Origin of the sequence: Streptomyces sp. NPDC048419 (genome assembly GCF_043200415.1) — a bacterium.
Lineage (GTDB): Bacteria > Actinomycetota > Actinomycetes > Streptomycetales > Streptomycetaceae > Streptomyces.
In genome coordinates, this window is record NZ_JBICXT010000030.1 from 79,364 (window position 1) to 93,082 (window position 13,719).

10 protein-coding genes are annotated in these 13,719 nt (G+C 71.9%); 5 read left to right on the forward strand and 5 right to left on the reverse strand.

Annotated elements, in window-relative coordinates:
* The first annotated feature begins 155 nt into the window (after positions 1–155).
* Entirely contained in the window at positions 156–1,058 is a 903-nt protein-coding gene (locus ACGFYN_RS39875; protein ID WP_393870891.1) for a DUF3626 domain-containing protein, read from the forward strand.
* Here ACGFYN_RS39875 and ACGFYN_RS39880 read toward each other — a convergent pair.
* The 5 genes from ACGFYN_RS39880 to ACGFYN_RS39900 form a co-directional block, all read right to left on the reverse strand.
* On the reverse strand, positions 1,010–1,606 hold the full coding sequence (locus tag ACGFYN_RS39880; RefSeq protein WP_393870903.1) for a PAS domain S-box protein: 597 nt from the start codon (positions 1,604–1,606) through the stop codon (positions 1,010–1,012). The two genes, ACGFYN_RS39875 and ACGFYN_RS39880, sit on opposite strands and share 49 nt — an antisense overlap.
* Before the next feature lie 155 nt (positions 1,607–1,761).
* On the reverse strand, positions 1,762–3,405 hold the full coding sequence (locus tag ACGFYN_RS39885; RefSeq protein WP_393870892.1) for a glycoside hydrolase family 13 protein: 1,644 nt from the start codon (positions 3,403–3,405) through the stop codon (positions 1,762–1,764).
* A 39-nt stretch (positions 3,406–3,444) separates the two neighbouring features.
* Positions 3,445–4,284 carry a carbohydrate ABC transporter permease gene (locus ACGFYN_RS39890; protein WP_393870893.1) on the reverse strand — a complete coding sequence of 280 codons (840 nt, stop codon included), beginning with the start codon at positions 4,282–4,284 and terminating at the stop codon, positions 3,445–3,447.
* The gene (locus ACGFYN_RS39895) at positions 4,281–5,276 is read right to left on the reverse strand and encodes a carbohydrate ABC transporter permease (RefSeq protein ID WP_393870894.1); all 996 of its coding nucleotides are present in this window, start codon (positions 5,274–5,276) and stop codon (positions 4,281–4,283) included. The genes ACGFYN_RS39890 and ACGFYN_RS39895 overlap by 4 nt, the downstream gene beginning before the upstream one ends.
* Positions 5,277–5,286: 10 nt before the next feature.
* Complete coding sequence (locus tag ACGFYN_RS39900; RefSeq protein WP_393870895.1) at positions 5,287–6,600, reverse strand: ABC transporter substrate-binding protein; 1,314 nt, start codon at positions 6,598–6,600, stop codon at positions 5,287–5,289.
* Between the two features lie 254 nt (positions 6,601–6,854).
* On the opposite strand from ACGFYN_RS39900, the gene ACGFYN_RS39905 reads away from it, so the two are divergent.
* The 4 genes from ACGFYN_RS39905 (at position 6,855) to ACGFYN_RS39920 (ending at position 13,632) form a co-directional block, all read left to right on the forward strand.
* Positions 6,855–7,907 carry a LacI family DNA-binding transcriptional regulator gene (locus ACGFYN_RS39905; RefSeq protein ID WP_393870896.1) on the forward strand — a complete coding sequence of 351 codons (1,053 nt, stop codon included), beginning with the start codon at positions 6,855–6,857 and terminating at the stop codon, positions 7,905–7,907.
* A 140-nt stretch (positions 7,908–8,047) separates the two neighbouring features.
* Positions 8,048–11,224: a cytochrome P450 gene (locus ACGFYN_RS39910; RefSeq protein ID WP_393870897.1), complete on the forward strand. Its 3,177-nt coding sequence runs from the start codon at positions 8,048–8,050 to the stop codon at positions 11,222–11,224.
* A 24-nt stretch (positions 11,225–11,248) separates the two neighbouring features.
* The gene (locus ACGFYN_RS39915) at positions 11,249–12,238 is read left to right on the forward strand and encodes a phosphotransferase family protein (protein WP_393870898.1); all 990 of its coding nucleotides are present in this window, start codon (positions 11,249–11,251) and stop codon (positions 12,236–12,238) included.
* 101 nt (positions 12,239–12,339) lie between these two features.
* A complete protein-coding gene (locus ACGFYN_RS39920) occupies positions 12,340–13,632 on the forward strand; it encodes an ROK family protein (RefSeq protein ID WP_393870899.1) in 1,293 nt (430 codons plus the stop codon).
* Positions 13,633–13,719 lie beyond the last annotated feature (87 nt).

Below are 13,719 nucleotides of genomic sequence, written 5' to 3' on the forward strand. Positions count from 1 at the left end.
GCACCCCGGCACGGAGGACGGCCGGATGGTCCGACCGCAGGTCGGACGCAAGCCTCGAAATTCGCCGGCGCAGGCCCGGTCGACCCGTAGCATCGGCACCGGCCACCAGGGCGGCCCGTACGGGAACCGGTAGCCGGGAAAGGACGTACGCAGCAGTGGACTTGAGTGCCGCCGGGACTCCGCGGGCATGGGCGGCGCTGCGGCATGTCGCCGCCCGGTCCGCGGGTCCGGCGGTCGACGCGGGCGTCCGGATCACGCTGAACTTCCACCCCGACCGGCTCGTCGGCGGGCTGCCCATACTCCGCGCGCTGGCCCAGGACGGCGCCTACCACTCGCAGTTCGTCACGGGCACCAGCAACGGCGGCCTCACGGCACACCCCGGCGGCGACCGCCACCGCTGGGAGAGCAGGATCTTCGGCGGACACTACGACGACGCCGCTGCGCACGAGCGGCCCGTCTACGGCGCGCTGAACTTCCGGCACCAAGTCGTGGGCGCGGCACCGCGGTTCGGTTCCTCGCACTTCCGGCTCGGCCCGGACACCCTGGCCCGTGCCACCTTCTGCTACCCCGACAGCGCGGCCGAGCCGACCGACTTCGGCGTCGCCGCAGGCATGGCGCTCGTCGCCCTCGCCGAGGCCGACGAGCAGGACGCCCTCGACGACTACATCGAGGCCCAGGTCCACGGCGGTGTCCTCCTCGCCGCGCACCTGGAGGCCCTCGTCCTGGACGCGAGCTACCGCGGCACGCCCGTCGAGGCAGCGGCCCGGGCGCTGCCCTGCCCCGTCGAGTGGCACCCCGGCTGCCGGTTGAGCGTCCACGAGTTGCTGCGCCACCCCGACTACCGCGGCCGTGCGTACGTTGAGCTGGGCGCGCGCATCGCGCAGGACGGTGTGGTCGATCCCCGGATCATCGGTGACGCGGCCCGCACCGGCCGCTACGAGCCGCAGGACCTGAAGAAGGTGTGGCACACCCTCGCCCGCTTCGGCGCACCCGAGGGTGCGGGCACCGCCTACGCACCGGGGGGCCACACTCCGGGAGTCAGCACGCCGAGCGCATAGGCGCGGGCGACCAGTTCGGTGCGGTTCGACGCGCCCCAGCGCGCCGAAAGCCGCCGTAGGTGATAGGTGACGCCGTCCGTGGTGAGGCCGGTCTCCTTGGCGGCCTTCGCGGTGGTGGCGCCGCCGGCGAGCAGGGCCAGGATGCGGGCCTCCGCCGGCGCGGCGTGGACGGGCGCGTCGGTGTGCGGCTCGCGTTCGCCCTGCACCCGCAGCATCACCAGCAGGGCGGGCGTGTCCTGAACGGTGTCGCTGACCGGGTCGGCCGTCAGCTCCCCGAACCGCTCGGCCCCGCCCGGCGCCTCCCACCGCACCGACACCTCGTAGCGCGAGCGGTGCCGCAGCCGCAGCGCCTGGGCGATCCGCTCCACCTGCCCCGCCTCCTGCGGCCGGAACAGCTCCAGCACGTCACGGCCGCGCAGCCGCCCCGGCGTCGTGCCGCACTCGGCCGCCATGGCGGGATTGGCCAGCAGGATGTCGCCGTACACGTCGCACACGGCGACGGGCACGGTGACCCGGTCGAACAGCGTGAGGGCGCGGTTGCGCCACATCACGGCCTCCCGGCTGCCGTCCTCCACCCGTACCTCCTGCGGCTCGGCGCGAGGGTTCGCGCGCTGTGCGCACCGCACAATCATGCAGGTCGATCGGGGTTTTGGCCGTGACGGTGATGGGGAGGCCCGGTGCCGAGCCTCCCCATCGCCTGCACCTACACGGCCAGCCAGACCGAGTGGTCCGGTGCCAGCACGCCGTCCCGCACCGGCCCGCTCGCCAGCAGGACCGAGGCGCCCTCGGGCAGCCGGTACGGCTCGGCCGAGAGGTTCACCACGCACCGGAAACCCGGGTCGCGGCCGAAGACGAGGACGCCGGCCGGGGCGTCCAGCCAGGTGAGGGCGCCGTCGCCGAGGGCGGGATGCTCGCGGCGCAGGCGCAGCGCGCTGCGGTACAGCTCCAGCATCGAGTTCTCGTCGCCCGACTGCGCGGCCACGCTGAGGTCCCCCCACAGCTCCGGCTGCGGCAGCCAGGGCCCGGCCGTCGCACCGTCCGGGCTGAAGCCGTACGGTGCGCTCCGCCCCGACCACGGGATCGGCACCCGGCAGCCGTCACGCCCGCGGTCGGTGTGCCCGGACCGCTCCCACACCGGGTCCTGAAGCACGCTCTCCGGCAGGTCCTCCACCTCCGGCAGCCCGAGCTCCTCGCCCTGGTAGACGTACGCGCCGCCGGGCAGCGCCAGCATCAGCAGGGCCGCCGCACGGGCCCGGCGCGTGCCCAGCTCCAGGTCCAGCGGGCCCTCGGGCCGGTACGTCTCGTTGGCCACCCACCGCTTGACCACCTTGCGGCCGTACCGGCTGGGGTGGCGCACGACGTCGTGGTTGGAGAGCACCCAGGTGGCCGGCGCGCCCACCGCACCGAGCATCGCGAGCGAGTCGTCGATGACGGACCGCAGGTCCTTCGCATCCCAACTGGACATCAGGAAGTCGAAGTTGAACGCCGTGTGCAGACCGTCCCGGCGAACGTACGCGGCGAGCCGCTCCGGGGTGTCCGCCCAGGCCTCGGCGACGAACGAGCGGTCGCCGGGGAACTCGTCGGCCACCCGCCGCCACGCGCGGTAGATGTCGTGCACCTCGTCCCGGTCCCAGTGCGGATGGTCGAAGTGCCGCGGTCGGCCCTCGGCCGGAGCCTGCGGGCGGGGCGGCAGGTCCGGCAGTTCCGGATGCTTGATCAGGCCGTGCGCGACGTCGATGCGGAAGCCGTCCACGCCGCGACTGAACCAGAAGCGCAGAACCGACTCGAACTCGGCCCGGACCTCCGGGTGTTGCCAGTTGAGGTCGGGCTGCTCGGGTGCGAACAGGTGCAGGTACCACTCCCCGTCGGGCAGCCGGGTCCAGGCCGGGCCGCCGAAGCAGGACACCCAGTCGTTGGGCGGCGCGGCGCCCCCGGGCCCGCGGCCGGCCCGGAAGACGTAGCGCTCCCGCTCGGGGCTCCCCGGCCCGGCGGCCAACGCGGCCCGGAACCAGGCATGCTGGTCGGAGGTGTGGTTGGGCACGATGTCGGGGATGACGCGGATGCCGTGCCGGTGCGCCTCCTCGATGAGCTGCTCCGCCTCGGCGACCGTGCCGAACAGCGGGTCGATCTCCCGGAAGTCGGCGACGTCGTAACCGTGGTCGGCCATCGGGGACTTGTACCAGGGGTTGATCCAGATCGCGTCGACGCCGAGGCTGCCGAGATACGGCAGCCGGGAGCGGATGCCGGCGATGTCACCGACGCCGTCGCCGTTGCCGTCGGCGAAACTGCGGACGTAGACCTGGTAGATGACGGCGTCGCGCCACCAAGGTGCGGTGCTGGTAGACATGTTGGTGCGTACTCCTCGAAGATCGGTGGACGGGCGGGGCTACTTGGCGGCACCGGCCGTGAGGCCGGCGACGATCCGGCGCTGGAACAGCAGCACCATGACGACGAGCGGCACGGTGACCAGGACACCGGCCGCCATCTGGCTGCCGAACGGCGTCTCGAACCGGGTCGCTCCGGCGAACTTGGAGATCGCGACGGGCGCCGTCTGGATGTCGGGCTTGTTGGTCATCGACAGGGCGATGAGGAACTCGTTCCAGGCCGCGATGAAGGTGATGATCGCGGTGGTGAAGATGCCGGGCGCGGCCAGCGGGATGATGACCCGCCGGAACGCCTGGCCGCGGGTGCAGCCGTCGATCATCGCCGCGTGCTCCAGCTCCTCGGGCATCTGCCGGAAGAAGGCCGTCAGGTTCCACACCGCCAGCGGCAGCGTGAACGACATGCTGGGCACGATCATCGCCTGGTAGGTGTCGATCCAGCCGAAGCCGACGAACATCTTCAGCAGCGGCACCACGATCGACACCACGGGGAACATCGACGTGGCGATGATCAGCGTCAGCACGAACCGCTTGAAGCGGAACTCCAGCCGCGCCATGGCGTACGCCGTGAAGGTCGCCAGCAGCAGAGCGCAGACGGTGGTGGTCCCGGCCACCACAAGGCTGTTGAGCAGCGCCCGGGTGAACGCCTGGGACGGGTCCAGGACCGCGCGGTAGTTCTCCAGCGAGATCCTGCTGGGGAACAGGGAGTTGTCGAAGATGTCCGAGGTGCGGCGCAGGCTGGAGACCAGCATCCAGTAGAAGGGCGCCAGGCAGTAGGCGACGACCGCGGTGACCCCGAGCCGGAGCAGCGCCTTGCGCAGGGCCGGATGCACAGTGGTGGTCATGCGGCGGCCCCCTTGCGACGATGCGGTACGAGATCGGCCCCGAGCAGCCGGACGAACGCCAGCGCGATGAGGAAGACGTAGACGAAGAGGATCACCGCGTAGGCGGCGGCCGGTCCGAACCGCACGTTCGCCGCCTGGTCCTGGGCGAGCATGGACAGCGTCTCCACGGAGGTCTTCTGCGCGCCGACGAGGATGTACGGCAGGTCGAACATGCGCAGGGCGTCGAGCGTGCGGAACAACACGGCCACCAGCAGTGCCGGTTTGACCAGTGGCAGCGTGATGCTCCAGAACTGGCGCAGCACGCCCGCCCCGTCCATCCGGGCCGCCTCGTAGACCTCCTTGGAGATCACCTGGAGGCCGGCCAGGACGAGCAGTCCGATGAAGGGCGCCGTCTTCCACACATCGGCGATGATGACCGCCGCCTTGGCGTGGAAACCCTCGGTGGTCCACAGGATCTGACGGCCGATCAGGGCGTTGGCCACGCCCTCGCTGTTGAAGATCCAGCGCCACAGCAGACCCGTGACGGCGGTGGGGATGGCCCACGGCACGAGGATCGAGGCACGGACGACGGCCCGGCCGCGCAGCGCGCGATGCATGATCAGGGCCATCGCGATGCCCAGCACCGACTCGAGGGCGACCGTGGTGACGGTCAGGAACGTCGTGTTCCAGAAGGCGTTCCAGAAGCGCTCGCCCGCCGCCCCGAAGATGCCCGTGTAGTTGTCGGCGCCGACGAACGGGTCGTGGTCGCGCACGAAGCCGGTCCTCGGGTCGAGGCCGGGCGTGCCGTAGAACGAGTCCTTGATCGCCACGATCGTCGGGTAGAGCACGACGATCGCGAGGACCAGCAGGGTCGGCGAGACCAGGAGGGCGGCGAGTCCGGCCGAGCCGGAGGTGGCCGTGCGGTGCCGGCCGCGCCGGGCCGGACCGGCGGCCTCGCGCATCGGTGCCGTCGGCCGGTCGACGCTCCCGGGCGGATTGTGGGTGGTCACCATGAGCGTCTCCTCACTTCCCCGCCGTCTGCTGCCGCAGGTCCCGCTGAAGGTCCCGCAGCGCGCTCGCGCTGCTCTTGGCACCCGTGATCGCGGCGAACGCCTCACGCTGGACGGCGGCGGTGACGTCGCCGTAGCCGAAGACCCGGGGACGCGGCACCGCGTGCAGGATCGATTCCTTGAGGGTCGGGAGGTATGGATACTTCCTGACCAGCCCCGGGTCCTGGTACAGCGCCTGGTACGTCGGCGCGGCCGGCGCGTAGGCGAGCGTGAAGCGCTGGGTCTCCTGGCTGGTGAAGAACCGGATGAAGTCGAGTGCGGTGGCCTTGTTCTTCGCCGAGGCCCACAGGGCGAGATTGTGGCCGCCGAGACTGGAGGCGCCGGGCCCGTTCAGACCGGGCAGCGGTGCGACGGCGAACCGGCCGGCGACCTTGCTGGAGCCGTCCTTCTTGGCCGCCAGCGGATACATGTACGGCCACTGCCGCTCGAACACCAGCTTGCCGGACTGGAAGGCGCGGCGCGCGTCCTCCTCCTGATAGGTGGCGGCCTCCTTCGCGATGGTGCCGTCCTTGAAGGAGTCGACCAGGAAGTCCAGACCCTTCCCCGCCTCAGGGGAGTCGAGGTGCGGGCGGCCCTGAGCGTCCGTGACGACGCCGCCCGCGGAGTTCACCGCCTCGGCGAAGTTCACCGTCAGGCCCTCGTACTTCTGGAACTGGCCCGCGTAACAGGACATGCCCTTGGCCGCGGGCAGTCGACGCACCTTGGCGCAGTCCGCCTTCAACTCGGCCCAGGTGGTGGGCGGTTGACCGACGCCCGCCTGCTTCAGCAGGTCGGTGCGGTAGTAGAGCATGCCGCCGTCGGAGCTGGCCGGGACCGAGTACAGCCCGCCGCGGTACATGCCGGTCGTCACGATCGGCTTCAGCATCCGCCGCAGCGGGAAGCCGGTCTCGGGCAGCCGGTCCACCCAGCGGTGCGCCGCGAACTCCGAGTTCCACACGACGTCCACGGAGAGCACGGTGAAGGCGTCCGACCTCGTGGCCGCGTTCTGGATCATCTGCTGCCGCTGGGCGTCCGGGTCGGTGGGCAGCTGCACGAAGGTGGCCTTCTCCCTGGGGTGCAGCTTGTTCCAGCGGTCGAGCACCGCCTGCACCGTGCCGGTGTTGTCCGCGCCGGCGACATAGGTGATGGGGCCGCGCCCCTCGAAGGAGGCGCGGCCGGCCGGCCCGCTCGACACGGAGCCACCGCCCGAGCCGCAGGCGGCCAGGGCGGCAAGGCCCGCACACGAGACGGCACAGCGCCGCAGCGCTCTGGTCGTTCTGATCTTCAATGGTGCTCCAGGGTCGGGCGGAACCAAGGTCGTGACTGCGCTGTCACGACGATTGCGGTGATATTTATGCAGCTCAGAGCATCTGATGAAAACTTTCAGGAAGCGTCCTCGGGTCATCCATGACCAGATCGAGACAACGCTTGCAAGCTAGGAGCCACAACTGCGGCGCGTCAATGCGTTACGCGCCGGTAATTCCTTGACAGCGCTGTCATCGGACCCTGTGGATTCGGGCACGCTTGTGCTAACGTCCGCCCATGCCAGCAGCTCAACGGCACCCCACGATGGCCGACGTCGCCGAGCGGGCCGGGGTCTCCGCATCCACCGTCTCGCGCACCCTGCGGGGACTGTCGAACGTGTCGCCGGACGTCCGTGCCCGCGTCGAACAGGCCGCACGGGAGCTGAACTTCGCGGTGTCCCGGCACGCCTCGAGCCTGGTGACCGGCAGGACCGGCGTCGTGGCCGTACTCGTCCCCACGCTCAACTCGTGGTTCATGGGCTCGGCCCTGTCCAGCCTGGGCCCGCTGCTGCGCGCGGCGGACATGGAGCTCGCCGTCTACGTCATACCCGACCTGGCCGAGCGCGCCGCGTTCTTCGAGCAGCTCCCGGCCCGCCGCAACGCCGACGCCCTGCTGGTCTTCTGCTTCGATCTCACCGACGAGGAGTGCACCCGGCTCGACGACCTGGGCATGCCGGTCGTCTACGTCAGCCAGCACGCCAACGGCCGCCCCAGCGTCTACGTCGACGACGTGGCCGGCGCCCGCAACGGCACCCGGCACCTGCTCAACCTGGGGCACCGCCGGATCGCCTTCGTGCAGGCCCAGGGCGCCACCGGATTCTCCTTCAGCTCGCACGGGCGGCTGCTCGGCTACCAGCAGGCGCTCGCCGAGGCGGACGTGCCCCTGGACGACTCCCTCGTGGTGGCGGCCCCGCCCGAGGACAAGCGGGCCGTGGTCGAGGCGATCGGCGCACTGCTGAGCCTGCGCGAGCCGCCCACCGCCGTCTTCGCCGAACAGGACGAGCTCGCCGCCTCGCTCGTCCGGACCCTGCGCGGGTCCAGGATCGACGTGCCCGAGCGGATGTCGGTGCTGGGCTTCGACGACCAGCCGGTGGCCGAGTGGTTCGACCTGTCCACCGTCGCCCAGTCGCCCTCGGAGATGGGGCGGGTGGTCGGCGAACTGGTCCTGGAGCTGCTCAACGACCCGGAGACCGACCCCAAGCGGCACGTGGTGCTGCCGACCGTGCTGATCCCGCGGGCCACCACGGCTCCGGCACCCGGACCCCTCACGGACGGCGCGAACCCGGAGTGAGGCGTACACCGGGGACTTGTGCAAGCCCCCGGGAGCTTTCCCGACTACACGATCGTGTAGTGCGACGGCGTGGACGCCCCGGTCCCCTCGACCAACCTTGATCGCAGTACTTCCGTACCGCGAAAGGCAGTTGTCGCGCCATGCCCCCCACCGTGCTGCACCCCCACACCGCAGACACCCTTCCCGGCGTCCCCCTCGTCGACATCAGCGCCACCGGACCCGGCCGCACACCCATTCAGCAGGTCATGCGGCTGATGCGCGAGCACGGTCCGGTGCTCGTACGGCGGCTGCACGGACGGGACGCGCTGTTCGTCGCCGACCTCGACCTGGTGGCGGACCTCGCCGACGAGCAGCGGTTCGCCAAGCACGTCGGGCCGGCGCTGGAGAACGTCCGCGAGTTCGCCGCCGACGGCCTGTTCACCGCCTACAACGACGAGCCCAACTGGGCCCGGGCGCACGACATCCTGATGCCCGCCTTCGCACTCGGCTCGATGCGCACCTACCACCCGGTGATGCTGAAGGTGGCACGCCGCCTCATCGACTCCTGGGACCGCGCCGCGCGCACCGGGCAGCCGGTCGACGTGCCCGAGGACATGACCCGGATGACCCTCGACACGATCGGACTCGCCGGATTCGGCTACGACTTCGGGTCCTTCGGACGCTCGGAACCCCATCCCTTCGTGGAGTCCATGGTCCGCTGCCTGGAGTGGAGCATGAACCGCCTCGCCCGCACCCCGGGCCAGGACCACTCGGCCGCCGACGCGGCGTTCCGGAACGACGCCGCCTATCTCGCCCAGGTCGTCGACGACGTCATCTCCGCCCGCGCGGGCGGAGACCAGGCCGGGGCCGAGGACCTGCTGGGCCTGATGCTCACCGCACAGCACCCCGCCGACGGCGGCACCCTGGACGCCGCCAACATCCGCAACCAGGTGATCACCTTCCTGATCGCCGGTCATGAGACGACCTCCGGCGCGATGTCCTTCGCCCTGTACTTCCTCGCCAAGCATCCGACCGCGCTCCAGCTCGTGCAGCGCGAGGTCGACGCGCTGTGGGGCGACCAAAGCGACCCCGAGCCGACCTACGACGACATCGGCAGGCTGACGTACACCCGCCAGGTGCTCAACGAGGCGCTGCGGTTGTGGCCGACGGCCGCCGCGTTCAGCCGCCACGCCCTCAAGGACACGCTGCTCGGCGGACGCGTCCCGCTGCGCGCCGGGCAGGCCGTCACCGTGCTCGCCCCGATGCTGCACCGCCGGCCCGTCTGGGGCGACAATCCCGAGCTGTTCGACCCCTCCCGGTTCACCGCCGAGGCGGAGGCCGCGCGGCCGGTGCACGCCTTCAAGCCGTTCGGCACCGGTGAACGCGCCTGCATCGGACGGCAGTTCGCGCTGCACGAGGCGACCATGCTGCTGGCCATGCTCGTCCACCGCTACCGCCTGCACGACCACGCCGACTACGCGCTCACCGTGAAGGAGACCCTCACCCTGAAGCCGGAGGGCTTCACGCTGACCCTCACTCCGCGCACCGCGGCCGACCGCGAGCACGTCGCGCTTCCCGGGGTCCGGCCGGCCGAGACGGCCCATCACCTGGACCCGTCCGCCCTGCCCGCCCGCGTCCGCCCCGGCACCGGCGTCCTGGTGCTGCACGGCAGCAACTACGGCACCTGCCGCGAGTTCGCCGCCGGACTCGCCGACGCCGCCGCCGCGATCGGCTGCGCGACCGAGGTCGCACCCCTGGACGCCTACGCCGGGGGACTGCCCACCGACCGCCCCGTCGTCATCACCGCCGCCTCCTACAACGGCCGCCCCACCGACGACGCGACCGCCTTCGCCGCCTGGCTGGAGGCCGACCAGGACCTGAGGGACGTCGGTTACGCCGTCCTCGGCGTCGGCGACCGCAACTGGGCCGCCACCTACCAGCAGGTCCCGACCCGCATCGACGACCGCCTCGCCGCACTCGGCGCCACCCGCCTCGCCGACCGCGCCGCCGCCGACGCCTCGGGCGATCTGACCGGCGCGGTAAGGGAGTTCACGGCCAGGCTGCGTACGGCCCTCCTCGAACGGCACGGCGACCCGGACGCCACCGCCCCGGCCGCCGACGAGCCCAGCACGGCGTACGAGGTCCGCACCCTGACCGGCGGCCCCGTCGCCGCGCTCGCCGAGCGGCACGGGCTCGTCCCCATGACGGTCACCGAGGCGTACGACCTCACCTCGCCGGACCACCCGCGCCGCAAGCGCTTCGTCCGTGTCGCGCTCCCGGACGGCACCGCCTACCGCACGGCCGACCACCTCACCGTGCTGCCCGCCAACGCCGCGGAACTGGTCGACCGCGCCGCCACCGCCCTCGGCGCCGACCCCGGCACCGTCCTGGACATCCGGCCCACCCGCCCGCGCCGCGACGGCCTCGCGGTCGACCGGCCCTTGACGGTACGTCAACTACTGACGCACCACGTCGAGTTGCAGGAGCGTCCGAGCGCGGCCCAGCTGGCCGCCCTCGCCGCGGCCAACCCCTGCCCGCCCGAGCGGGCGGCCCTGGCGGCCCTGACCGGCGACGATCCGCGCACCCTCGTCGAGGTCATCGAGGACCACCCCGCGCTGCGCGATGCCCTCGACTGGCCGCGGCTCCTGGAGATCCTCACCCCGCTGCGCCCCCGCCACTACTCCATCTCCTCGTCGCCCGCCGTCGACCCCGGCCACGCGGACCTCATGGTGTCGCTGCTGGAGGCGCCCGCACGCTCGGGCAAGGGGTCGTACCGGGGGACGGGCTCCGGCCATCTGGCGGATGTCGCCCCCGGCGACACGGTGTTCGCCCGCGTCCAGCCGTGCCGCGAGGCATTCCGCATCGACGCGCGCGACGCCTCGGCCCCCGTCGTCATGATCGCGGCCGGCACCGGCCTCGCCCCCTTCCGCGGTGCCGTCGCCGACCGCACCGTGGCCCTCGTCACGGGCGCCGAACTCGCCCCGGCGCTCTGCTACTTCGGCTGCGACGGACCCGACGCCGACTTCCTGCACGCCGAGGAGCTGTACGCCGCCGAGACCGCGGGAGCCGTGTCGCTGCGCCCCGCGTTCAGCACCGCGGGCACGTTCGTGCAGCACCGCCTCGCCGCCGAGGCCGACGAGGTGTGGGAACTGCTCGGCGCCGGGGCCCGGGTGTACGTCTGCGGCGACGGTTCGCGAATGGCGCCCGGAGTGCGGGACGCCTTCCGTACCCTGTACCGAGATCGCATGCCGGGTACGGACGCGGCGGCAGCCGCGGAGTGGCTGGACGCGTTGATCGCGGACGGGCGTTACGTCGAGGACGTGTACGCGGCCGGCTGAGCGCAGGGGAGGGGTGGGCGGACGGTGGTGGACTCCTGGGAACGGGCCCGGCGCATCCTGGAGGGCTCGAAGATCCCTCCCGACCGCCTCGCCCACCTGCGCCCCCTGGACGGCGGCACGTACAACATGGTCGAGGAACTCGGCCTCACCGACGGCAGCCGCTACGTGCTGAAGCTCGCGCCGGACGCCCCCGGGCTGAGCTACGAGAAGCAACTGCTGGTCTCCGAGGCCGAGTTCTACCGCTGTGCCGCCGAGGCCGGCGTGCCGGCGCCGCGCCTCGTGTCCGTCGGGGGAGACGCCGACGGACGCCATCTGCTGATGACGGCGTGTCCGGGCGAGGCCTGGGGCTCCTGGCTCACCGATGCCCAGCAGGCCCAGCTGCGCGCCGAGTTGGGAGACCAGGTGGCGCGTCTGCACCGGGTGAGCGGACCGGCCTTCGGTTATCCGTCCGGGGCGCTCGGCCGTCTGTCCCGCGACTGGCGGACCGCCTTCTCCGGGATGCTCGACGCGGTCCTCGACGACGCCCGCCACTACCAGGCCCGGCTGCCCCGCCCCGCCGACGAGGTGGCCCGTACCGCCCGCGCCGCGTACCCGTCGCTCGACGAGGTCACGACACCGAGCCTGGTCCACTTCGACCTGTGGCAGGGCAACATCCTGGTCGACCGCTCGACGGCGGAGCCCCGGATCGGCGGGCTCATCGACGGCGAGCGGATGTTCTGGGGCGATCCGCTGGCCGACTTCGTCTCGCTGGCGCTGCTGGGGGACATCAAGAAGGACGAGTCGTTCCTCGCGGGCTACCGGGAGGCGGGCGGACGGGCCGAGTTCGACACCCCGGCGCTGCTGCGCCTCGCCCTCTACCGCGCCTACCTCTACCTGATCATGCTCACCGAGACGATCCCGCGCGAGGCCGACGAGGAGCACGACCGCTGGGTCCAGGACGTGGTCGCGCCCGAACTCGTCGCGGCCCTCGACGAGATCGAGGAACTGACGGTGTCCGAATGGCATGTGTCCTGAGCGCCTCTTAGCTCACAGCGTGAACTAAGGGTAGGAGAAAGTCGCGCCAGGCCCGCACTCGGAGGTATGTTGCAGGTCGAACAGGGTGCGAAGGGAGCCACATGGCTGCGGGGCGGAACGGACGCACGGTACGCGACCTCAGGCGGGCGAACCGCACGGTCGTGCTGCAGCGGCTCTACTTCGACGGGCCCCTCAGCCGCTTCGAACTCGGTCCGGCGACCGGACTGAGCTCCGGTTCGGTCAGCAACGTCGTCGCGGATCTGGTCGCGGACGGCCTGGTGGAGGAGGCCGGCAGCGTCGACTCCGACGGCGGCCGCCCGCGCACGCTGCTGCGCGTGGCACCCGCCAGCGGCCACATGATCGGCGTCGACGTCGGCGAGACCCGGGTGCGGATCGAGCTGTTCGACCTGACCCTCACCGAACTCGCCCGCGCCGAGCGCCCCCTGGAGCAGCAGCGCTACGAGGTCGAGGTCATCGTCGGTCACATCCGTGACGGAATCGCCGAGGTCCTCGCCGAGGCCGGCATCGCCCCCGAGCGGCTGCTCGGCGTCGGCATCGGCGTCCCGGGCATCGTGGAGCGGACCCCCGATCGCGGCGCCGTCGTCCACGGCCAGACGATCGGCTGGGACGCGGTCCCGCTGGAGCACCTGCTGCGCTCCACCTCACAACTGCCCGACGCGATTCCCTACTTCATCGACAACGGCGCCAAGACGCTCGGCCAGGCCGAGATGTGGTTCGGCGGCGGACGCGGGGCGCGCAACGCGGTCGTCGTGCTGTTCGGCTCCGGTGTGGGTGCCTGCCTCGTCACCCCGGAGGTGGAGCACGGCCGGGCGGTCGAGTGGGGACATCTGACCGTACGGGTCAGGGGGCGCCGCTGCCGGTGCGGTGCCCTCGGCTGCCTGGAGGCGTACGCGGGCGCGGAGTCGCTGCTGGAGCGCTGGGCGGAGGAGGGCGGGCAGCCGCCGGAGGGGGTCGACGAGGAGACGGCGCTGACGGCGATGCTGGCCGCGGCGTACCCCCTGGCCGGAGCGGAGGCGGATCCCGTGGCGCTGGCCGTGCTGGAGGAGACCGCGGAGTACCTCGGTGCCGGACTGTCCGACCTGATCAACCTCTTCCAGCCCGAGCGGATTCTCATCGGCGGGTGGGCCGGTCTTCAGCTGGGTGCGCGGTTCCTGCCTGCCGTACGCCGGCACGCGGCGTCGTACGCGCTGCGGCATCCGGCGGAGAAGGTGACCGTCGAGCTCGGGCGGCTGGGGCCGGACGCGGTGACCGTCGGGGCGGCGATCCTGCCTCTGGCCGACTTCTTCGCTCGCGGCGGGCGTCGGCCGGAGCCCGCTCCGGAGGGGCCGGCGCCGGCCTGGCGGACGGCGTTGCAGGAACGGGCGCCGCACTAGTGTCCTGCGCCAGTAGTTGATCGTTAGTAGGTGTGTGACTTCTGCTGCTGGTGCGTCAGTTCCCCGTCGGGGCCCGAAGCTGGAACC

Excerpts from the sequence above, each read along its gene's own strand:
- ACGFYN_RS39880 (WP_393870903.1), bottom strand. The coding sequence starts at position 1,606 with ATGTGGCGCAACCGCGCCCTCACGCTGTTCGACCGGGTCACCGTGCCC.
- ACGFYN_RS39885 (WP_393870892.1), bottom strand. The coding sequence starts at position 3,405 with ATGTCTACCAGCACCGCACCTTGGTGGCGCGACGCCGTCATCTACCAG.
- ACGFYN_RS39890 (WP_393870893.1), bottom strand. The coding sequence starts at position 4,284 with ATGACCACCACTGTGCATCCGGCCCTGCGCAAGGCGCTGCTCCGGCTC.
- ACGFYN_RS39895 (WP_393870894.1), bottom strand. The coding sequence starts at position 5,276 with ATGGTGACCACCCACAATCCGCCCGGGAGCGTCGACCGGCCGACGGCA.
- ACGFYN_RS39905 (WP_393870896.1), top strand. The coding sequence starts at position 6,855 with ATGCCAGCAGCTCAACGGCACCCCACGATGGCCGACGTCGCCGAGCGG.
- ACGFYN_RS39910 (WP_393870897.1), top strand. The coding sequence starts at position 8,048 with ATGCCCCCCACCGTGCTGCACCCCCACACCGCAGACACCCTTCCCGGC.
- ACGFYN_RS39920 (WP_393870899.1), top strand. The coding sequence starts at position 12,340 with ATGGCTGCGGGGCGGAACGGACGCACGGTACGCGACCTCAGGCGGGCG.